Below are 20,465 nucleotides of genomic sequence, written 5' to 3'. Positions count from 1 at the left end.
GTGCCTCTGCGTTTAAACTCTTTTCACTCCCACTCAATAGTTCCAGGCGGCTTAGAGGTAATGTCATAAACCACGCGGTTCACACCCTTCACCTCATTGACAATCCTCGTGGAAATTACTTCCAGCACATCATAAGGCACACGTGCCCAATCGGCAGTCATGCCATCTTCACTGGTGACAATCCGCAAGACAATCGGGTAAGCGTAGGTACGTTGGTCGCCCATGACACCGACACTGCGAATAGGCAGTAATACAGCGAAAGCCTGCCAAACATCGTGATACAACCCACGCTGGTTGATTTCTTGCCGCACAATCAAATCTGCATCCCGTAAAATATTTAACCTTTCGGCGGTGACATCACCTAAGATCCGAATTGCCAAACCAGGGCCAGGAAAAGGCTGTCTTTGGACAATTTCTTCTGGTAAGCCAATGGAACGCCCGAGGCGGCGGACTTCATCTTTAAATAGTTTCCGCAGGGGTTCCACTAGTTTAAATCGCAGGTCTTTAGGCAAGCCGCCAACATTGTGATGACTCTTGATTTTCACTGCTACCCGCTCACCAGTTTGGGGATCAACGTTGGTGTCAGCAGATTCAATCACATCTGGGTAGAGGGTGCCTTGAGCTAAATAATCAAAGTGGCCGAGGCGTTTGGATGTTTCTTCAAATACATGGATGAATTCGTGTCCAATGCGGCGGCGTTTTTCTTCGGGATCAGTCACCCCGGCTATTTTGTTGATGAAACGCTCGCGGGCGTTAACATACTCAACCGGGATATGAAATTGTTCTTGGAACAGCTTCACCAACCGCTCTGGCTCATACTTTCGCATAAAGCCTTGGTCGATAAACACACAAGTCAGCTGATCGCCGATCGCTTTATATAGTAAGAAAGCTAGGGTGGAAGAATCCACGCCCCCAGAAAGTGCTAATAGCACTCGCTTATCACCAACTCTCGCCCGGATTTCCCGAATTGATTCTTCTACAAAAGCTGCTGTTGTCCAGGTGGGTTCGCAGTCGCAGATATGGTAGACAAAGTTGCGGATTAATGCTAATCCGCCAACAGAATGCACTACCTCTGGATGGAACTGGACACCGTAGAGTTTTTTGTCATGGTCAGCGATCGCCGCGCAGGGGGTATTTTCTGTATGTGCTAGCAATTCAAACCCTGGGGGCATTTGAGCTACGGAATCTCCGTGACTCATCCACATGGTTGTGCCATTTTCGACGTTGGTGAGTAGGTCTGTGGGATCATCTATATATAATGATGCTTTGCCATACTCACCTCGGTCAGCCTTGGCTACTTCTCCACCCAGTTGGCTCACCATCAGTTGCATACCGTAGCACACACCTAAAATGGGGATGCCCAAGTTCCAAATTTCTGGGTCACAATGGGGAGCTTTTTCACCATAAACGGAACTCGGTCCACCTGAAAGAATAATTCCCTTCGGATTTAGTTGCCGCAACTGTTCCGCTGGAGTACGATAGGACAGGACTTCAGAATATACCTGTGTCTCACGGATGCGACGGGCAATTAGCTCGGAATATTGAGAGCCGAAGTCCAGAATCACAACTAACTGGCGATCGAGTCGCCCCCAATTTTCTAGTGTTTGAGGCGCTTGTTCTGTAAGTAGAGTCACCGCTGTATTCATGATGGCGAAAGTATGTTCAGTAATAATAATTTGTTGCTTTGTGGTCTAGTGCTACCATGACTTGATCTTTTTTGGGGTAATAGAATCCCCTACAACCGCGAGTTTAGCCGCGTTTGTCTAGCCGATGAATTTGGCATGGTATTAAAAGAGAAAACTTATCTTAGGCTCGCTACTGAAAGATTATTTATTTGCATTGTTTATGATAATTCATATTAAATTAGCATAATTTTCCGGATAAGATACAAGCTGTTTTACTCTTCACGATAATTTTGCGATCGCGGTCAAAGAGAATCGAGCCGCAGATGGTAGCAGATGTGTCTCTGTTGCTATGGCTATGGATGTATTCTTGGGCACGGGAATCTATGGCTTGGGCGATCGCACTATATACTTGCTTTACCCAATCGCTACCCGTTGCTGCATCTAGCGATCGCAAGTATATTAATGCGGCTTCAGCGGTGGCACTATGAAAAACCACTTGTATATCTGACGACTTTAAACCTGCTAATGCACAGTGAGCCGCGAGAATCTCTCGGCGGCCGTCAGCCAGATGGTGATGGGTGTGAAAAATTCCCCCCGCCAGCTTCATCAGTTTGCCATGATACCCAAACAATAAGATTTCTTTAACACCCAAAACATCAGCTTCTACTAACATTGGCCCTAGCCAATTAGCGGTTTTTACCAATCGCTCAGGATTAATACCGATTTTTGGCGCTAAATCTAACCCATTTTCACCAATACAAAATACTAAACTATCAAACTGACTGGCTTTTTGTTGCAATTCACTACGAAAAGCTGTTAGCTGATCGGGTGAACTTAAGGGTTGGGAAATTCCGTTTGTACCTAATAGAGAAAGCCCTTCCACGACACCAAAGGCAGAATTGGAGGTGCGAACAGCCAGCGATCGCCCTTCGGGGAGAATCACCGTCACCGTAATTTTTTCTCCCGGTGCTAACAGCGCTTGCAAATTTTCCTGCAAAAGCCTGTGAGCGTAGGCATAAATAGCTGGTTTGTCGCCAATGCGCCCAATTCCTTCTCCACCCTTAATTATTACCCTTTCCCCTTCTCCTACTCGCCATTCCACCAATACCCAAATCGGTGTATCTCTTGTCAAATCGAGATTATCACCCGGATCGCTGTGAGTAATGGCCAAGGCCATATTTTCTGATAAACCTGCTACTTGGGCGATCGCAATTTCGGCGATTTGGGCGGGTTCAATCAAATTCACCAACGCTACTTTTAAAGATTGGCGATCGCGTAACCAGTGTAATGCCGCAATGGCAGAAGCACAGGCAAATACGGGGAGGGTATATCCAGAACGGGACATTTTTTTAATTTAAAAGAATTCTGCTAACGATCAGCTTCAGGCGACCTAAAGCGAGTATGGTTGTGTGCTAATTGGACTCAACCGATCAACTCTCAAGGGTGGGGTGCAAGCGGTTTGTTGTGCTGCGCCTTCTGACGTTAGCTTTTCTGCCACTTTGGTCTATAACTGAACCGGGTCATTAATAAAAGTGCCGCAACAGAACCTAGAGCAACCACACCCGTAACCCAAATCACTAATGAACTTGGCTTAAAATGCTCTGGATACATTTTATAGAACACACCCAACGCAATGGTATTACATGCACCAACCAACAACGCACAGGCAAGATCATGAAAACGACGTGCTTTGTTTGCATTAACCGTCCATCGAGACTCAGTGTTGTAGCTTGGTAAATCCAAACTAGTGTTGTTGAGCCGCTCTAGCTCTGATAGATAATGTCGCAGATTGGTGAGTGTTTGCTCATACTTGTAGTTGAGGAGAACTAAACACACAGAAGCGATCGAGAATCCATACACAAGCCACTCAATTAGTAAAGTGTTTGGCTCTTCAATTCGTTTGGACGCAACGAGTGCCGCAATCAACCCTACAACGAGCGTAATGTAAAGAGATAGAGCATGTTGCCGTTGACCAATCCTGGCATTGACTTCATTATATGCAGCAATGTAGCGGTAATTCGCTGAAACATGATCTATGGTGGTCGCAGGTTGAGTCATCTTCTATCACTTAGAGCGGCTTGGCTTCTTAGCAAAAACAATGTCCAAATTCTAATTTATCGACTACCCTACCAATTTTTACAAAATTACGAATTAATTTTAGTTAAGCCCCTACTTCTGATATCAGAATTCGCAGCCCCAAAGACTCTTTCGCACTCAGAAAATCTCGAATATTAGACGTAACAATGATTGCACCTGCATTCATTGCACAGTCAATCACTAAGCGGTTTTTAGAACGTACCAGAATTAACCAGCCTTCGATATTCTGCTGGCTTGAATCTCACGGATTTTTCAACTACCTAGTACGTTTGTAGAATAACAAATAGAGTCACAATATTGTACTCCTCTTCAGGGAGTCTTAAAATGGTACAAGCTCTTACTAAAGCCCTGACCCTAGAAGAATTTCTACAATTGCCGGAAACAGAACCTGCCAGCGAGTACATTAATGGATTGATCGTCCAGAAACCGATGCCACAAGGAGAACACAGCGTAATTCAGACTGAACTATCGCCTGCAATCAACTTGGTCGTCAAACCTAAACAGATCGCACGGGCTTTCACAGAACTACGCTGTACGTTTGGTGGACGCTCAACTGTACCTGATATTGCTGTGTTTCAGTGGGGTAGAATTCCACGCAATGACAATGGTGGAGTTGCTAACGTTTTTGCGATCGCTCCAGATTGGACAATCGAAATTCTTTCACCTGATCAGAGCCAAACTAAAGTTACTAAAAATATTCTGCATTGTCTTAAACATGGAACTCAGATGGGATGGCTAATTGATCCAGAGGAAAAATCTGTGTTTGTTTACTTACCAGATCAACCAACTACGGTCTATGATGCACCAGAGTCACGATTGCCAGTACCGGAATTCGCCAAAGACTTTCACCTCACAGTAGAAGGTCTGTTTAGCTGGTTGAGGGAGTGAGTTTAGAGCCACAATTGTCTACAGATTTGTAATTAGTAATTAGTTAAACGCCAACCTCTAATAGTAGCGCCTGCATGGATTCCCAAGATAACCCTTGTTGGATATAACGGGGTGCTTCAGGATTGTAGGGACTAGCTACTCGATCAATGCTGAGGATATTGGCCTCATCTGGCAAAACAGGCACATCGGGATCAAATGCAGTTGGGCGCATTAAGGAACTAGAAAAGCCTTTAAATACAGCAATTGTGTCTTCCTCGTGGTTATTGAGCGCAGCCGAAGTATTGGCTATTTCCACTGTGACGAGTAAGACTTCTTGGGGGCGTTTATTCGTGTATTGTTCTAGCCGCTTGCCGATGGAATTGGTCATTTGTCATTTGTTATTGGTCATTTGTCAGGAGTTAGGAGTTAGGAGTCAGGAGTTATTTCTCCTTTGTCCTAATCCCTAGTGGTTTGTCAATTTTGTTTTGAGGGGTTTTTGGTAGTGCGGGCCGAAAAGCCCGCGTGAGCGAGACGCTCACACTACAGTCCCTCATTTCAACCCTGACAGACTACTAGTCCCCAATCCCCAATCCCCAATCCCCAATCCCATCATTGTTGTGTAGCTGAACGTCCTTGTTTGCCGAGCTTGATCAGCACAAAGTAGGTTAAGTAAAGCACGTAAATGATTAAGCCAACTACGCCCAAAAAGCCGAGGAATGCAGGTTTGCTGTTGGCGTGGAAATATTCTCTAAAGAGTAATGGGGCTTCAAACCAGACACTACAATAAGGACTTGTGGATGCATTAGCAGAAAAAGCACAACCCAAAAAAGGCACAAAGGCGATCGCACTTAATGCACTATAAACACTTACAGCCCAGCGCCAAGAGGTAAAAATCAGTTTCAGCGAGCCACTAGCTTGATACTCAACATCATCATTGAGATCCACCCAGAACCACAGTGAAACGGGAATCAAAATCCGCGCCATCAATCCCGATATAAAACTGACCCCAAACCCACCAATCATTAAGTAAATTGTAATTGCCAGCAAACTGGCTACTCGCCAATAAATGATTAACAGGCGTTGTATGCTATCAGCTTTTTGCACAAATGCCCAAATCAGAAGAATTAGAGGAATAATCACTGCAAATAATAGTGCTAGTCGATAATCAATCCAGACGAAAGGGCGAAACCAAACATTATTTCCCATAATTTTTACCAGAATATAAATCAAACACCTTTAACCAAGTCCCCGCATTTCGGGTAAGTATCAGTTATTAGCCAGCTAATAGCTGACATTTGAGTACATGATAGTCTAATCAAAATCAGTACTTACGCAACTGGCACATATATCTTCTGTAATGGGAGTCAAAAGTTAAGTGTCAAAAGTCCAAAAACCCTGGACTTTTGACGCTTGACAACCTCCATGAAAAAAATATGGCACTTGCGTCAGCCCTAAAAATAACTATTTTTGTAACTAACCGCCAAATATACCTCTTTGATATGTGGCTGGCAAAAAAAACAAGCAACTCAGAGCTAATAAGCTTATACCTTGCACTAACCTACAGCTTTCACAGGGAGGGTTGTAAAACTTATTCCCAAGCTATATGCTTGACGCACTTGCGATAGCTCAAATAAAGTTGCTTCTGAAGAGAATAAAACCTCAGATGTAACTATTTGAACTTCTTCAAACCTAGAATATTCACTTAGCATTCCTCAATACAGAAGAAGATGACTCCAAGAGAATCTAGTGAGGTTTTTAGATAGGAATAGCGTCAAGGTACAAGATATAAGTAAATAGGTTCTGGTTGCTTGCCAGTCAAGCGAATAGAAAATTCACTGTTCTTTATTTCTAGTCTTCGTAAAGCCGACATTCAGCCGCATCTGGGTTGTCATCACAATATTGTTCTAGAGAATTTTTTTGCTTGCCTTGGCGTTGATGGGAGGCTTCCGCTTGCAGTTCTTCAACTGCATCCCAAGCTGCTGCACATTCAGGCGAGTTGCCACCTGCAATATCACAGACAGCGCGAGCTTGTTCTACTTCGTCTTGGATCTTTTCTTGGATGTCGCTCATAGCTTTAGTCTCGTTGTGTGGTGTTAATACCCGTATAGAAAAAGTTCAAAAATGGCAGTTTTTTGTTCTATTGTTCACCATTCTAACTACTCATCTGTTAAGTAGGTATTTTAGCGTGATGATCCATAACTAATACAATAAATAGGGGAATACATAGTATATCTATATTTATTTTTTAAGATTTGATAGAGTCAGTACTACGAAAGTATAATCATACAATATATTGAGTGCAGATAGTAGGGTATGACAACCCTGGCTTCCTGGGATTGACAGGGCACTGAGGGAAGATAACGTTGAGTGTAGTCAAATCTTGTAGGGTGCAATTCTTCCCAGGATCAAAAATAAAAAACTACTGGCCTCACAAGAGAAAGAAGCTCAAAACATCATGGCAGACAAAATGCAGTGGGCAAACGCCCTGTCAACCCGTCCCTCTTTGGAAGCAGCTGTTACAGATGTGGTAGAACGGGCTGTCTCATCATTAACCGCACCGGCAGATCTGGGATTGGTGTTTATTTCGTCTGCATTTGCGAGCGAGTATTCTCGGCTCTTGCCTTTGCTGTCTGAGAAGCTTTCGGTACCTGTGCTGATCGGCTGTAGTGGTGGTGGTGTGATTGGTACGACAACTGAGGGACAAACTCAAGAACTAGAAGCAGAAGCTGCCCTGAGTCTAACTTTGGCACATCTTCCTGGGGTGGATCTGGAAGTATTTCATGTGGTGTCAGAAGAATTACCTGATTTGGATAGTTCGCCTGATGCTTGGATCGATTTAATTGGTGTGCCACCATCACCAACACCTCAGTTTATCTTGCTTTGCAGTTCATTCTCTTCCGGCATCAACGATTTATTGCAGGGGTTAGATTTTGCTTATCCTGGCTCTGTGACACTGGGGGGACAGGCAAGTGCTGGGGGAATGAGTGGACGCACGGCTCTGTTTTGTCACGATGCTGGAGGCGATCGCTTATATCGAGAGGGTACGCTGGGTTTGGCTTTGAGTGGGAATATTGCTGTCGAAACTATTGTGGCCCAAGGATGCCGACCAATTGGCAAGCCATTGCAAGTTACCAAAGCCGAACGCAATATCATTTTGGAACTTGATGAGCAAGTGCCGTTGGTGGTGTTGCGAGAAGTGATTGCTAATCTTAGTGAACAAGAGCGGATGCTGGCACAGCACTCTTTGTTTGTGGGTGTGGCAATGGATGGATTTAAGCTGACTTTGCAGCAGGGAGACTTTTTAATTCGCGGCATTTTAGGGGTAGATCCATCAGCAGGTGCGATCGCAATTGGCGATCGCGTCCGTCCCGGGCAACGTCTACAATTCCACCTCCGCGATGCCGAAGCCTCCGCCGAAGACTTGGAATTACTCTTACAGCAATATCAAAACCAGCGAAATGCTGAACCTGCAGCTATTGCTGCCTTAATGTTTTCTTGTGTAGGGCGAGGTGAAGGACTTTACGGTCAACCCAATTTTGATTCCGATCTATTTAGGCGTTACATCAAAGATATCCCTGTAGGCGGCTTTTTCTGTGGTGGCGAAATTGGCCCCATCGGTGGCAGTACATTTTTACACGGCTATACCTCTGTATTTGGCATTTGCCGTGCTTTGGGGATTGGGGAATAGGGCAGTTCAGTTAACAGTTATCAGTTATCAGTTAACAGTTACTAAGCTATGCCCTGATCTGGTCGTTGCGTCCAAAGAGGAATATCAGTTTATTCCCTGTTAACTGTTAACTGTCAACTGATTCCTTAGCAAGATGGTGCTGTTGTTATCAATCAGGGTGGGAGTCCCACTAGTGGCGATCGCCCCATATCTTTGAATGTAGTGACGGACTTTATGGGGAAATTGGGGATAGTCTAACAAAGCGTCGCCATCGGCAATAGTTGCCCAAAAGTCGCGCAAACTAGGAGCTAGTTCTGTTGCTTGATCCATTGGTAGACTGAGGGGCGGCAGTGTGAGTAGTTTGATGAGGAAAGGGAAAGAGCGATCGCCCATCCACTGCCGCGAAGATTGTTGCAAGTTGGGAAAATCGGGTACTGACTCTACACGGTGGGATAAAATTTGTAACCAACTCTTACCGTGGTTATCCTGATGATACTCCAATACACGGTAAGGGTGAGGATAACTAACTAACGAACCAGTGGTAATATCATATACTCCGTTTGAGCAGGCGACATCCTGGACATGCAAATGCCCAGTAAACACCAGATTGACTCCATATTGCTGAAGCAATTGCAATATTTCCCTAGCATTCTCCAACATATAGCGATTTGCCATCGGATGGCGCGATTGATTAGGTAGATGCTCAACCACATTGTGGTGTACCATTACCAGCACCAATTCATCACCCGCCGCTGCTAGCACATCCTCTAACCACCTGATCTGTTTGCTATCCAAACGCCCGACTTGCTGTCCTTGCTCATTAAACGAGTTAGAATTTAACCCAATCAGCCGTACTCCTGGCAGAATCTCACAAGTGTAATAAAGTTGCTGCGAATTGTTATAGCCAAACTTGCCGTAATAGTGAGGAAAATCGGCACAAGCAATTGATTGCTGATCAGCCATCAGAACAGGAACGTCATGATTCCCAGGAACAACATATACAGGAAAAGGTAGTTGCGCTAATCGTTCTTGCAGCCATTTGTGATTATCTGGTTCGCCATGCTGAGTTAAATCTCCCGGAAGTAAGAGAAAATCTAAATCAAGTTGTGTTAAATGTTCTAGTACACTTTCAAACGCCGGGATACTAACTTCCACCAAATGAAACCGGCTGGGATGATCCCATATTGTGTGGGGAAGTGCGATGTGTAAATCGCTGACTATGGCAAAACGAAAATTTAGAGTCATTGATTTCAGGATACTTTTAAATTTAAGGGTTAAAACAAGTCTTTTCCAACGAGTATAACTCTTACGTTGTCAACCTGAGTAGGAGATATTATACTTAATATTTGTATACATAAAAATTCGATTAAATAACACAATATAAATGGAGTTATAAGTATTGGCAGAGATGGTCATTTGTCATTTGTCATTTGTCATTAGTAGGGTAGGCGATGCCCAGCCAAACCCTTAATGTGGTGGGCATTGCCCACCCTACAATTAATCTTAAAATGTAGAAACTAATTGCAATAATCAAACTCGATACATCTGGCAATAGTCTAAATATTGATGAGCAAAATCTAGCAAGTTTTATATTATTTTTACTGAGAATTTGAGTTAAAATATTAATTGACATTAAAACTAAAGATAGAAATTTTCACTTTTAAAGGAGAATTGATTTTGGCACCTGTGCGAGTTCGTCAGCATGTTAATCCACTTGCCAACAAATATAAAACACCTGCAAGTCCCATCAATTGGGAAAAGGTTTATATACAACCAAATCAACCGCTACATTTAGATATTGGTTGTGCTAAGGGCCGGTTTTTATTGCAGATGGCAGAGAGAGAATCAAGCTGGAATTTCCTTGGCTTGGAAATTAGAGAAACCCTAGTAGTGGAGGCGAATAAAATACGCTCTGAGTTGGGGTTAACAAACCTGTATTATTTATTTTGTAATGTAAATAACTCATTGCAATCACTTTTATCTTCCCTCCCCAAGGGAACCTTACAGCGCGTCACTATTCAATTTCCCGATCCTTGGTTTAAAAACCGCCATGCTAAACGGCGAGTTGTACAACCAGAATTAGTAGCAGACTTAGCAAATTATCTTGATGTTGGTGGGGTGGTGTTTTTGCAATCAGATATGGAATTTATTGCAGTGGAGATGTGCGATCGCTTTGCCGAAAATCCAGCTTTTCAGAAACTGGGTACAGATGAATGGCTAGCAGAAAACCCACTACCCGTAGCTACAGAACGGGAAATATTCACTCAAGAAAAAGGTGAGCCAGTTTATCGCGCTTTATTTACCAGAAAATAAACTGGATTTAGATATCCGACTTCTTAAATATCTCCCCTGCTCCCTGCTTTTTCACTTGATAGATTTTAGACTTTGTGCCCGATTCTATAATTTTGGAGTTGATGTTTTTTCATCAACTCTTTCACTTGAGAGATTACTAGTGGGTGTTGGTCTTTTTGCAGTTGGGGTAGGAGTTCAATGAGAACTCGGCGGGAAACCATGCTCAAGTAGGCGATCGCTGCTTCTCTCACAAAGCCTGTGGGATGACGCAATGTAACGACAATTTCGGGAATTGTCAGGCGGATGCGGCTAACGTGGGCAAAATGAAAGCAGCAAGCCAAACACCAGTCAGAAAGGAAATTAGCCTGTGTCAATAACTTACAGAGGCGATCGCTATCGGACATCTGTTGATATTCTACTAAGCCTGCTTCTACTAAGAGATATAGTTTTTCTTGGTGCGATCGCTTATCTAAAATATTCAACAATAATGACTTTACAGGCAAATTCACGGTGTGGTCGAGAATTTCTAACCCCCGCGCTAAGTTAACGCCTGAATCAGAACGGAGATTGAAGGATGCTGCTTGCATCTTTTCTGGAGAATATAACAGCTTCAGTAACAGCAGCAATCTGTCTTTGACATCTATCTCTAATTCTAAAAGTGCGCGTTGCAGTAACTCACAAACAGCAACAATATTTGCATTGGCGAGATCAGCTGCTTGGGCTGTGAAATCTATATAAGCGGCGTAAATCTCACCCAAAAACTTTAATTCCTGCTCAATGAAAGCTTCCACCCGACTTTCATAGAACCGATCCTCTAAACTAGTAATCTCTGGTTGTTTATGTATTTTTAATAAGCTGCGGAGGATATGATATCGAGGATTACCCCAAGATGTCTCTAAGTACTGCCATAAACAATCCATCGCTTCTGGGGTACTAATTTGGCCGATGGTGCGCCAAGCATACATCCTCACTACTTCTGGTTTGTAAACATTGGTAGCTAGTTGCAACAGCATTTCTAGAGCTTCATTTTCTAGTTGCACCAAGGCACGCACGGCGGTATTGCGAGTGGACTTATAATAAAGTGCTGCTAGCAACGCCGAATAGTAATCTTCTAGCCGGGTAGCAGCAATCATCTCTAACACCGCACAGCGCACCCGTAAGGATTTATCCTGCAATAAATTCGGGATGTGAATTCGCAAGGCCTGTAAATAAACTGCTTCTCTGAGGGCTTTGACACCATTCACCCGTTCCCGTTCTTGCTTATGAGTCAGCATCCAGCGCATAGTTTTAGTCGCTGCTACCTTCTGCATTGGCGTTCCTTGACGCAGAAGTAAGGCGGCTGCGGTGGCGCGGACAAGTGAGTTTTGCCGTACATGCAGGTACTCTTCCAGCAGGGCTAAATTAGGATGCGGTTCGGCTAACCAAACGTAGCGCAGCGCTAGAGCAAAAACTTCAGGGTTAATGTTTTCTTGAGATTGATCTAATAAAGGACGAACCGCAGGTAAATAAATAGGATTGACATCTGCCAAGAGCATGACTTCTAAGCTCTGACATTGTAAATCTGGGGGTAATTTGCATAGCAGGGGTGCTAAAACTTCTACTGCTCCTTGGGGATCGATCTGGGCTAAAAGTTCAATACAAGAGCGTTTATCTGCTGTACTACCTTTTTCTGCTAAAGCTTTGACTACGCCTTGCTGGAAGACTCGTAAGCCTACATTAGTGGCACTAAGCGCACCTCTATCTGCACTCAAGACTAACAGGTCAACATAGCGCGATCGCAAGACCAAAACTACCTTTAAACAGATGGCGGCTACTAGGACTGTTTCGGCGATGAACACCCATTTTTGTAGTGATGCGGGGACAAAATGCCCAGAAAACACCAAAGTTAAAACAATCACTAATCCGGCTAAACCTGTAGCGATCGCTTCTGCAGTTCCTCCTGATAATGTCTGCGTCCGGCTACGAATTCGCTCTGGGATCGGTTGATAGAGCGCTGGACCGCTACTCATAATAAAGGTGTAGCGTAGCAGCTCATCACAGAATTTGAGAATTATTAACCCCCAGAAAAAGCCTTGCAGATGGATTCCCGGAAATACATTGAACAATGCGATCGCCCCAGGAACTAAAAAGCCTACGGTGATTGGGAGCAGTGCAGCAGCAAAAAATACGCCAATTCGTTCAATCAGTCGGCTGGAGATAAACCACTGGGTGAGCAACTCACACAGCCCCACAACACCACCAAATAAACCTAAAAAACTAGCGAGTTCGCGATCGCCAAAGTTGGCATTCAGTTCTCGGAGATACTGAAAATCGATCAACAACCCAATTATTTGCAACAAGCCCACAAAAGCAAACAGATAGTAAGTGTAGCGCTTCAATGGTGCTTCGAGGCGACGGTGTCGGGAAGCTTGCTCTTGAGAAATCAATCGTTGCGGTGCGTCAGGAAAAGCTTCTCGATAGTGATGGCTCAGATAAAAGAGAATTCCCGAACTCAAAATAATGACGACACAGGCGATTAAGATTACCTTATTTAGCTTGGCGAATTCTAGTAGCCAAGGCAAACTAAAGCCACTGATCACGTCCGCTACTAATAAACCACTACTAATTAGTGGGTAGGTGCGCTTAATCTCCCGAATGTTGAATAATTGGTTGGCGACGATGGAGGTGTTGAGATCGTTGACTACATAAAGTGCATCTACCCACAGCCTCAGCAGAAAGACAATGATCACCGCCAAGTAGGAAACATGTATTCCCCAACGTAATAAAACTAATAAAACCAATGGTATGACCATGCAAGGTGCGATCGCCACAATCACCCAACGCAAGGGGAAAATCTTTTGCAGCCAAGAGTATAAAAAAACTAGCCCAATACCCATCCCGGCACTAGCAATATACATCCAAGGTAGCGGGCCAGAACCATATTCATCTAAGAATAGGGCTACTGTACTATCCTCGGCCCACCGCAAGCCTACAGATACAGTCGTGTAAAAAGCAAACATCATCCATGTCCGCTCGCTTTCCTCTGGTCTAAGATTCACCCACCTTAGCAATCGTGGCAGAGTGCGTCTATTTGCAGCAAACCATTGATTTTTCAGTTCCATGCAGTTGTATTGTTTGGTAGCGTCACCGAGATGGGGGCAGGGGGCAGGGAGCAGGGGGCAGGGGGGAGGATGAATGCCTAATACCCAATCCCCAATCCCCGATGCCCCATGTCCAATGCCCCATGCCCAATCCTCAATGCCCTATAAATGGCAAAAGTCCCGAGCAACTGAGTATTATGTTTCCCACTCAGCGCTCAGGACTATCAGTTTTTGATGAATTTGCTCGACTTCTTGAGATTAGACGCAGGTTATTTCTTTGGTGAGATCAACATCATCATGTTTCGCCCTTCTTTTTTTGGCGCTTGCTGCACTTCACCAAACGGCTCCAAATCAGTGGCCATGCGTTTGAGCAATTCTTCTGCTAAATCACTGTGTTGAATTTCTCGACCCCGGAACATCACAGTCGCTTTGACTTTGTCACCATCTTTAAGAAAGCGCTCTGCTTGCTTGACACGAACGTTGTAGTCGTGTTCTTCTATTTTGTAGCGCATCTTCACTTCTTTGACATCAGCCGTGTGCTGCTTTTTCCTAGCTTCCCGCGCTTTCTTCTCTTGCTCAAACTTATATTTCCCGTAGTCCATGATCCGACAAACCGGCGGGTCGGCCTTATCACTGAGTAGCACCAAATCTAGCTCTTTTTCTTCTGCTAGTTGTATTGCTTCCTGCGGGGTGATAATTCCCAGTTGGCTGCCATCAGTATCAATGACCCGAATTTTTGGGAAACGAATGCGTTCGTTAATTTGGGGCAGATCGCGAGTTCTTTTTTTCTCAATCACAGGCATTATGATTTTTGGGAGCTCTCTAGTTAATAATTTGGTTTGGTCTTGATTGGCCGAGTTTTAATTAGTATGCCTCAGAACCTAAAATACTGTAGTAACTTAGGACTGAAAAATGAACCTATACTTCTAGGGTAACTAATTCATAAAGTAGTTGTGTCGTTTATCGTATTTGTTATTCTACTCACTCTGCAAGAATTTCTTGGCGATTGTTAATGTAAATTACACAACCTGGAGAGATGTTAAATATTGTAACAAGTTTTGTAAACTAATTGATATTTTAAGTCGATACCATGTATCCGGGATGGTTGGTCAAGGGTCAAGGATTATTGGTGAACACCTATTCCCTATTCCCCAATCCCCAATCCCCAATCCCCAATCCCCAATCCCCAATCCCCAATCCCCAATCCCCAATCCCCAATCCCCAATCCCCAATCCCCAATCCCCAATCCCCAATCCCCAATCCCCAATCCCCAATCCCCCACCTAATATAGAACATAAGAGCATTGCAATGCTGATACCTGGGAGGGAAGGGTGACTACTACAGTACACTGGCAAGAAAGGGTTGGTAATCAAAGAGACTGGATTTGGCGGGGCTGGCAAACTCGCTACACCTACATTCGTCCCACTCAAAATCACCAAAATGCAACACCCCTAATTCTGTTACACGGCTTTGGTGCTTCCATTGGTCATTGGCGACATAATTTAGAGATTTTGGGCGAACATCATGCAGTCTATGCTCTGGATATGCTGGGTTTTGGCGCTTCTGAAAAAGCCCCAGCTAACTACAGCATAGAACTGTGGGTAGAGCAGGTGTATGACTTTTGGCGAGCATTTATCCGTCAACCAGTGGTGTTAGTGGGTAATTCTAACGGTTCCTTGATTTCCATGGCCGCCGCAGCAGCTCATCCTGATATGGTGGCAGGTGTAGTCATGATGAGTTTACCTGATCCCACCTTGGAACAAGAAGCGATCCCGGCTTTGCTGCGACCAATCTTAATGCCCGTGATCATGACAATTAAAAAGATAGTCGCATCGCCTTTAGTGCTAAAACCTGTGTTTCATTTTGTGCGTCGGCCTAACATCCTGCGTCGCTGGGCTAGTATTGCTTACGCTAACCCTGAAGCGATCACCGATGAACTGGTCGAAATTTTAGCCGGGCCACCCCAAGATCGGGGTTCTGCACGGGCTTTTAGCGCCCTATTCAAAGCTGCGATCGGTATTAACTTTAGTCCTAGTGTCAAGCAAATATTACCAACCTTAACAGTTCCGATGCTTTTAATTTGGGGACAAAAAGACAGGTTTGTACCCCCCGTACTTGCTAGTCAATTTGCTCAATACAATGAGAAATTGCAACTACTCAACCTAGAAGATGTTGGGCATTGTCCCCATGATGAATGCCCAGAGCAAGTAAACCAGGCGATTTTAGATTGGATTGACAAGTATCTTGGGGAATAGGGACTGGGGACTGGGGATTGGGGACTGGGGACTGGGGATTGGGGACTGGGGACTGTGGTAATAGGTGTTCACCAATAATCCTTAACCAATGACAAATGACAAATGACAAATGACAAATGACAAATGACAAATGACAAATGACAACTAACCAACTTTGACTTGAGTGGTGTCAACAGCTGAGGTGCCATTAACTGTCCTTGCTACAGAAATCATTTTATTGAGAATGTCCTGGCTGGGGACTTGACCTTTTAACACTACAGTTCCCCCTGTCTGAGCAACCCAGAGGGTATTTACGTCATCGAGTTGTGAGTCTTGATCAAACGCCAATGCTACCCGCTTTGCTAAACCGCTCTGGTCATATTCTCCATTCAATCCTACCCGCTCTGGGGGAATGGATTGAGTAGCTGTGGGAGCCTGCTGAATCGCTGTAGCAGCCTGTGCTACTGCTTGGGGAGCGGGGTTTACTTCTGCATTTTCAGGTTTTTCCATGCCAAACAGTCTCTTTAACCAACCCATAAACTTTTTTCTCCTATAAGTGATTCCTCACCTGTGAATATAAAAGCTTAAAAAAAAAGTTACATCTGCCTATGAAAGGATGTTTGATCCGTGAGATTCCTGCTTTTGGGATGATTTAGGCACAAACTGAGATAGTAAGAAGAAAATTTTCACCCAGTTTTCTCTTATCCATTCCCAGTTTCCCCAGGAAATTTGGCTTTTGGGAATGTGATGGGTGCAGGTATTAAGTTTAAAATAGGGTTTCGGACTTGAAATTTAGTATTAGCAATAGCGCACCTCTTATATAGTGACTGCGTTGATCACATTCTGCCGTAGCCTCTGTTGGCGAAGATGAAACATACTCTCTCAGTTTTAGTAGAAGACGAAGCGGGTGTACTTTCCCGCATTTCTAGTTTATTTGCTCGTCGTGGATTTAATATCGAAAGCCTAGCTGTTGGCCCTGCGGAGCAGGGAGGAGTTTCTCGAATTACGATGGTTGTACCTGGTGACGATCGCGTGATTGAACAACTCACTAAGCAACTATACAAGCTAGTCAATGTCCTCAAGGTACAGGACATCACTGAGACTCCTTGTGTGGAGCGAGAATTGATGCTTCTGAAGGTTAATGCTACTAGCAGCAACCGCTCAGAAGTCATCGAACTAGCTCAAATTTTCCGGGCGCGAGTGGTAGATGTGGCGGAAGATTCTCTGACTTTGGAAGTTGTGGGCGATCCTGGGAAAATGGTAGCGATCGTCCAGGTGCTACAAAAATTTGGCCTGCGGGAAATAGCCCGTACTGGCAAAATTTCCCTAACCCGTGAGTCTGGCGTGAATACCGAGTTACTCAAATCCTTGGAAGTCAAAATTTAGTCAAGAAGCAAGTGCAACTGCTTCAGCAGTAGAGACGGTAAGGTTTATTACTGTTTCTACTGCTTGTTTGTAATTCCTAGAAATGCTTCACGTCTAATTTAAGTTGATATACTTAGCTCTATTGTTAAATATTTAAGATATAAAACTTTTGCCAGATTGGCATGACTCCATCAATCGAAAATTGGTACAAAGTTGATAGAAATAAAAAAGGCAATCTTATATAGCAGTCTGCTTTGATTTTTGAACTTATTTGCGTAGGTAGGCAATAGGCATAAGTATTTTTGGTATTGATTTTAGGGATGTAGATGCGAAAATTTGCGTTTCTGCAAAGGATTTGGGGCTTAACTGAACTGGTTAATGTCCAGTAGCACATTTTTCAGGGCAAGTGCATCTACTACGTGTATTTCAAAAATTAAATAAGAATCCTACATCACATAAGTTGTGTTCAATTTATGTTGCGTTGAAGTTGCCAAAATTGGGTTATCAAAAAAGGGAATTTTTTACGAATGCAACAGAATAAATTACTTAGGCTACACTGCCATCTTTCATCGACATTTATTGGTAATGCTGTTTATACAGCTTGTCAGTGGGGGATGCTCATGGTGTTAGCTAAATTTGGTAGTTCGGCAATGGTAGGGCAGTTTGCTCTGGGAATAGCGATTACAGCACCTGTATTTATGTTGACGAATTTACAACTACGGTCTGTACAAATAACAGAGACAAAAAAACAGTATTGTTTTAGCGATTATTTAGGACTTAGGTTGATTTCATCAACTTTAGCGCTGTTAGTCATTACAATTATTAGCATATTAGGAGGATATCGCTGGGAAACATCTATAGTTATTTTTTTAGTGGGTGTTGCTAAGGGATTGGAGTCTATTAGTGATCTATTTTATGGACTGATACAACAGCATAAAGATACAGATTTAATTGTGCGATCGCTCATTATAAAAGGTCTTTTATCCCTGACGCTATTGTTTGTTGGAGTATATTCATCTGGGAGTATTTTGTGGGGAGTTATAGGGTTGGTCTTTGCTTTAGCGGCAGTGTTACTAGGTTACGACATTCCTAATGGCATCATGATGCTCAAGCAGGCTTTGAAAGTGAAACCTCGTTGGCATTTAAAAAGCTTAATTAAGCTGATATTACTGTGTTTACCCTTGGGGTTAATGTCGATGCTAATTGCACTCAATACTAATATTCCCCGTTACTTTATTGCCCAATATTTAGGAGAACAAGAACTGGGGATTTTTGCAGCCATAGCCTACCTGATGGTGATAGGAAGTATGGTAGTGAGTGCATTAGGTGAGTCAAGTATTGCCAGACTAACTAAATATTATGCAAACCAAGATGTCATAGCCTTCCGCACGCTTCTACTTAAGCTGGTAAGAATCGCTGTTTTGCTTGGTGGAATAGGTGTGCTAATGGCGCTGGTAGCTGGACAACAGATCCTAACTCTATTGTATCAACCTGAGTATGCAGAGCAGACAAATGTGTTTATTTGGCTGATGGTTGCTGCTGGAATTAGCTATATATCGTCTTTTCTCGGCTATGGAATGACTGCAACTGGGCAATTTTTTATCCAAATACCTTTGTTTACTACTGTGGTGAGTATCTCTTCCATAGCTTGTGTTTGGTTATTACCAGAACTGGGATTAGTCGGAGCAGCGATCGCTCTAAGTTTAGCAGCTACAGTGCAGGCTGTGATGAGTTGTGTAGTAATTCATCATTCTCTCCACAGACTTCAGAGTCAAACTAATTAGTGAACAGTTATCGGTACAAGTAACTGACACGCAAAATGATTGCAACGGTATCAGACCCCTCTACTCATATTGCCTTTCCACAAAGATAATACTCTTGCTAAATTCGTTGAACCTTTTATAAAGGTTAAGGGGAAAATTCAATTCCTTTCGCCTTTCCCAACTTCTACAAACAGTCTATTTTGGATGCTTTTTGCTTCACATGAAAATGGGAGTGAGTTCAAGTTATGAGAACACGAATCCTTCATGTTGTTGGGGAAATGAATCGGAGTGAAATTGCAACTTGGCTGATGCACATTTTGCGACACATTGATCGTGAATGTTTTCAGATGGACTTTTTAGTGCATACGACTCAATCTTGTATTTATGATGAAGAGATTCTTGCTCTTGGTAGCCAGATTATTCCTTGTCTATATCCATCCCAACTATGGATATATGCTAGTAACTTTCGGCAGATTTTGAGTAAGTATGGCCCCTATGATGTCGTTCACAGTCATGTTCATCACTTTAGTGGTTACATTCTCCGATTAGCACAACAGAGAGGTATTTCAACTTGCATTGCTCATAGCCATATTGATACTTCTGTAATTGAGCATCAGACGGCATTTACCAGGCAGATGTATTTTAGTTTAATGAAAGGATGGATTGAGCGTTATGCTACTCATGGTTTGGGATGTAACCGCAATGCATTAATGAATTTGTTTGGTGAAGAATGGGAAACTGATTCTCGGTGGCAAATTCTATATTATGGCATTGATTTAGCTCCATTTGCTGATGAGATTAATCGCACCGCTATTCGTGCAGAATTTGCAATACCGGAAGATGCTTTTGTGATAGGTTATGTTGGCAGATACCACGAGCAAAAAAATCAGGATTTTCTGCTAAAAATTGCTGCAAATGTTATCCAGTATGAAGCAAAAATGTACCTGCTCTTAGTAGGTGAAGATTCACTACAATCAAACATCAAACAGCAAGTTTTGCAGATGGGTTTAGGCGATCGCGTCATTTTTGCTGGTAGGCGGCTAGACATACCTCATCTGATGCGGGGTGCGATGGATGTCTTTGTGTTTCCATCTTTCTACGAAGAGGCAAGCATAACATTGATTGCTGCCCAAGCGGCAGGATTACCCTGTATTTTTGCAGATGTGATTCCCCAAGAAGTAGAAGTAGTGAAGCCACTATTAAAGAGGGTATCTTTATCACAACCTGCTTCCGAGTGGGCACAAGAAATCATAGCTCAACGCTATGCAGTATCAATAATTTCCCCAGATGAAGCTTTAAAGTTGCTGAAAAACAGTCCCTTGAGTATTGAAAAATCTTTACAACATCTGCAAAGTATTTATCAAGCAGAATTCACTAATCAGTCCGTTGAGAGAGACTAAGTAAGTCGGTAGAAGTAAACATAACTACGTTACGAAAAATAAATATAGCGCTTCCCATTCAAATGAAGTACAAAA

General features: G+C 43.4%; 19 protein-coding genes. 7 read left to right on the top strand and 12 right to left on the bottom strand.

From position 1 onward, the window contains the following. Positions 1–23: 23 nt before the first annotated feature. From guaA to CAL7507_RS01390, 3 genes are all read right to left on the bottom strand, one after another. A complete protein-coding gene (guaA, locus tag CAL7507_RS01400) occupies positions 24–1,646 on the bottom strand; it encodes a glutamine-hydrolyzing GMP synthase (protein ID WP_015126626.1) in 1,623 nt (540 codons plus the stop codon). Between the two features lie 217 nt (positions 1,647–1,863). Continuing rightward, positions 1,864–2,970: a cobalt-precorrin-5B (C(1))-methyltransferase CbiD gene (gene cbiD / locus CAL7507_RS01395; protein WP_015126625.1), complete on the bottom strand. Its 1,107-nt coding sequence runs from the start codon at positions 2,968–2,970 to the stop codon at positions 1,864–1,866. Positions 2,971–3,107: 137 nt separating this feature from the next. Then, positions 3,108–3,683: a hypothetical protein gene (locus CAL7507_RS01390; protein ID WP_015126624.1), complete on the bottom strand. Its 576-nt coding sequence runs from the start codon at positions 3,681–3,683 to the stop codon at positions 3,108–3,110. A gap of 363 nt (positions 3,684–4,046) precedes the next feature. Here CAL7507_RS01390 and CAL7507_RS01385 point away from each other — a divergent pair, with 363 nt between their 5' ends. Continuing rightward, positions 4,047–4,610: a Uma2 family endonuclease gene (locus CAL7507_RS01385; protein ID WP_015126623.1), complete on the top strand. Its 564-nt coding sequence runs from the start codon at positions 4,047–4,049 to the stop codon at positions 4,608–4,610. 43 nt (positions 4,611–4,653) lie between these two features. Here the strand turns inward: CAL7507_RS01385 and CAL7507_RS01380 are convergent, their stop codons facing one another. From CAL7507_RS01380 to CAL7507_RS01370, 4 genes are all read right to left on the bottom strand, one after another. Beyond that, positions 4,654–4,977 (bottom strand): hypothetical protein, encoded by a 324-nt coding sequence (locus CAL7507_RS01380; RefSeq protein ID WP_015126622.1) that lies wholly within the window; start codon positions 4,975–4,977, stop codon positions 4,654–4,656. A gap of 221 nt (positions 4,978–5,198) precedes the next feature. Then, a complete protein-coding gene (locus CAL7507_RS01375) occupies positions 5,199–5,795 on the bottom strand; it encodes a DUF3177 family protein (protein WP_015126621.1) in 597 nt (198 codons plus the stop codon). A 347-nt stretch (positions 5,796–6,142) separates the two neighbouring features. After that, on the bottom strand, positions 6,143–6,298 hold the full coding sequence (locus tag CAL7507_RS32135) for a hypothetical protein (RefSeq protein ID WP_015126620.1): 156 nt from the start codon (positions 6,296–6,298) through the stop codon (positions 6,143–6,145). Between the two features lie 139 nt (positions 6,299–6,437). Further along, positions 6,438–6,659, bottom strand: coding sequence for a Calvin cycle protein CP12 (locus tag CAL7507_RS01370; protein WP_015126619.1), 222 nt, complete (start codon positions 6,657–6,659; stop codon positions 6,438–6,440). 385 nt (positions 6,660–7,044) lie between these two features. On the opposite strand from CAL7507_RS01370, the gene CAL7507_RS01365 reads away from it, so the two are divergent. Then, positions 7,045–8,277, top strand: coding sequence for an FIST N-terminal domain-containing protein (locus CAL7507_RS01365; RefSeq protein WP_015126618.1), 1,233 nt, complete (start codon positions 7,045–7,047; stop codon positions 8,275–8,277). Between the two features lie 99 nt (positions 8,278–8,376). Here the strand turns inward: CAL7507_RS01365 and CAL7507_RS01360 are convergent, their stop codons facing one another. After that, positions 8,377–9,501 (bottom strand): metallophosphoesterase, encoded by a 1,125-nt coding sequence (locus tag CAL7507_RS01360; RefSeq protein ID WP_015126617.1) that lies wholly within the window; start codon positions 9,499–9,501, stop codon positions 8,377–8,379. A gap of 432 nt (positions 9,502–9,933) precedes the next feature. On the opposite strand from CAL7507_RS01360, the gene trmB reads away from it, so the two are divergent. Further along, positions 9,934–10,569 (top strand): tRNA (guanosine(46)-N7)-methyltransferase TrmB, encoded by a 636-nt coding sequence (gene trmB / locus CAL7507_RS01355; protein ID WP_015126615.1) that lies wholly within the window; start codon positions 9,934–9,936, stop codon positions 10,567–10,569. 65 nt (positions 10,570–10,634) lie between these two features. On the opposite strand, the gene CAL7507_RS01350 is transcribed toward trmB, so the two are convergent. The 3 genes from CAL7507_RS01350 to CAL7507_RS01340 form a co-directional block, all read right to left on the bottom strand. Further along, a complete protein-coding gene (locus CAL7507_RS01350; RefSeq protein WP_015126614.1) occupies positions 10,635–13,649 on the bottom strand; it encodes a hypothetical protein in 3,015 nt (1,004 codons plus the stop codon). 248 nt (positions 13,650–13,897) lie between these two features. Continuing rightward, positions 13,898–14,431: a translation initiation factor IF-3 gene (gene infC / locus CAL7507_RS01345; protein ID WP_015126613.1), complete on the bottom strand. Its 534-nt coding sequence runs from the start codon at positions 14,429–14,431 to the stop codon at positions 13,898–13,900. A gap of 334 nt (positions 14,432–14,765) precedes the next feature. After that, entirely contained in the window at positions 14,766–14,924 is a 159-nt protein-coding gene (locus CAL7507_RS01340; protein ID WP_160166300.1) for a hypothetical protein, read from the bottom strand. Positions 14,925–14,959: 35 nt separating this feature from the next. Between CAL7507_RS01340 and CAL7507_RS01335 the strand changes: the two genes are divergently transcribed. Next, a complete protein-coding gene (locus tag CAL7507_RS01335; RefSeq protein WP_015126611.1) occupies positions 14,960–15,883 on the top strand; it encodes an alpha/beta fold hydrolase in 924 nt (307 codons plus the stop codon). Positions 15,884–16,027: 144 nt separating this feature from the next. Here CAL7507_RS01335 and CAL7507_RS01330 read toward each other — a convergent pair whose 3' ends face one another. Further along, positions 16,028–16,399 (bottom strand): BON domain-containing protein, encoded by a 372-nt coding sequence (locus CAL7507_RS01330; RefSeq protein WP_015126610.1) that lies wholly within the window; start codon positions 16,397–16,399, stop codon positions 16,028–16,030. A gap of 330 nt (positions 16,400–16,729) precedes the next feature. On the opposite strand from CAL7507_RS01330, the gene ilvN reads away from it, so the two are divergent. The 3 genes from ilvN to CAL7507_RS01315 all read left to right on the top strand — a co-directional run bounded on the left by ilvN (position 16,730) and on the right by CAL7507_RS01315 (position 20,390). Then, positions 16,730–17,248: an acetolactate synthase small subunit gene (gene ilvN, locus CAL7507_RS01325; protein WP_015126609.1), complete on the top strand. Its 519-nt coding sequence runs from the start codon at positions 16,730–16,732 to the stop codon at positions 17,246–17,248. 506 nt (positions 17,249–17,754) lie between these two features. Continuing rightward, positions 17,755–19,011 (top strand): lipopolysaccharide biosynthesis protein, encoded by a 1,257-nt coding sequence (locus CAL7507_RS01320; RefSeq protein WP_015126608.1) that lies wholly within the window; start codon positions 17,755–17,757, stop codon positions 19,009–19,011. A gap of 224 nt (positions 19,012–19,235) precedes the next feature. After that, entirely contained in the window at positions 19,236–20,390 is a 1,155-nt protein-coding gene (locus CAL7507_RS01315) for a glycosyltransferase (protein WP_015126607.1), read from the top strand. Positions 20,391–20,465: the final 75 nt, after the last annotated feature.

The organism is Calothrix sp. PCC 7507 (assembly GCF_000316575.1).
GTDB lineage: Bacteria > Cyanobacteriota > Cyanobacteriia > Cyanobacteriales > Nostocaceae > Fortiea.
This window is presented reverse-complemented; position numbering and strand designations above follow the sequence as displayed.

What these genes read in the sequence shown, in the direction of transcription:
- CAL7507_RS01370 (WP_015126619.1), bottom strand. Translation starts at nt 6,659, where the DNA reads ATGAGCGACATCCAAGAAAAGATCCAAGACGAAGTAGAACAAGCTCGC.
- CAL7507_RS01380 (WP_015126622.1), bottom strand. Translation starts at nt 4,977, where the DNA reads ATGACCAATTCCATCGGCAAGCGGCTAGAACAATACACGAATAAACGC.
- CAL7507_RS01350 (WP_015126614.1), bottom strand. Translation starts at nt 13,649, where the DNA reads ATGGAACTGAAAAATCAATGGTTTGCTGCAAATAGACGCACTCTGCCA.
- ilvN (WP_015126609.1), top strand. Translation starts at nt 16,730, where the DNA reads ATGAAACATACTCTCTCAGTTTTAGTAGAAGACGAAGCGGGTGTACTT.
- CAL7507_RS32135 (WP_015126620.1), bottom strand. Translation starts at nt 6,298, where the DNA reads ATGCTAAGTGAATATTCTAGGTTTGAAGAAGTTCAAATAGTTACATCT.
- CAL7507_RS01330 (WP_015126610.1), bottom strand. Translation starts at nt 16,399, where the DNA reads ATGGGTTGGTTAAAGAGACTGTTTGGCATGGAAAAACCTGAAAATGCA.
- CAL7507_RS01375 (WP_015126621.1), bottom strand. Translation starts at nt 5,795, where the DNA reads ATGGGAAATAATGTTTGGTTTCGCCCTTTCGTCTGGATTGATTATCGA.
- CAL7507_RS01340 (WP_160166300.1), bottom strand. Translation starts at nt 14,924, where the DNA reads ATGTTCTATATTAGGTGGGGGATTGGGGATTGGGGATTGGGGATTGGG.
- cbiD (WP_015126625.1), bottom strand. Translation starts at nt 2,970, where the DNA reads ATGTCCCGTTCTGGATATACCCTCCCCGTATTTGCCTGTGCTTCTGCC.
- CAL7507_RS01390 (WP_015126624.1), bottom strand. Translation starts at nt 3,683, where the DNA reads ATGACTCAACCTGCGACCACCATAGATCATGTTTCAGCGAATTACCGC.
- CAL7507_RS01320 (WP_015126608.1), top strand. Translation starts at nt 17,755, where the DNA reads ATGCAACAGAATAAATTACTTAGGCTACACTGCCATCTTTCATCGACA.
- CAL7507_RS01315 (WP_015126607.1), top strand. Translation starts at nt 19,236, where the DNA reads ATGAGAACACGAATCCTTCATGTTGTTGGGGAAATGAATCGGAGTGAA.
- CAL7507_RS01385 (WP_015126623.1), top strand. Translation starts at nt 4,047, where the DNA reads ATGGTACAAGCTCTTACTAAAGCCCTGACCCTAGAAGAATTTCTACAA.
- infC (WP_015126613.1), bottom strand. Translation starts at nt 14,431, where the DNA reads ATGCCTGTGATTGAGAAAAAAAGAACTCGCGATCTGCCCCAAATTAAC.
- CAL7507_RS01360 (WP_015126617.1), bottom strand. Translation starts at nt 9,501, where the DNA reads ATGACTCTAAATTTTCGTTTTGCCATAGTCAGCGATTTACACATCGCA.
- CAL7507_RS01365 (WP_015126618.1), top strand. Translation starts at nt 7,045, where the DNA reads ATGGCAGACAAAATGCAGTGGGCAAACGCCCTGTCAACCCGTCCCTCT.
- guaA (WP_015126626.1), bottom strand. Translation starts at nt 1,646, where the DNA reads ATGAATACAGCGGTGACTCTACTTACAGAACAAGCGCCTCAAACACTA.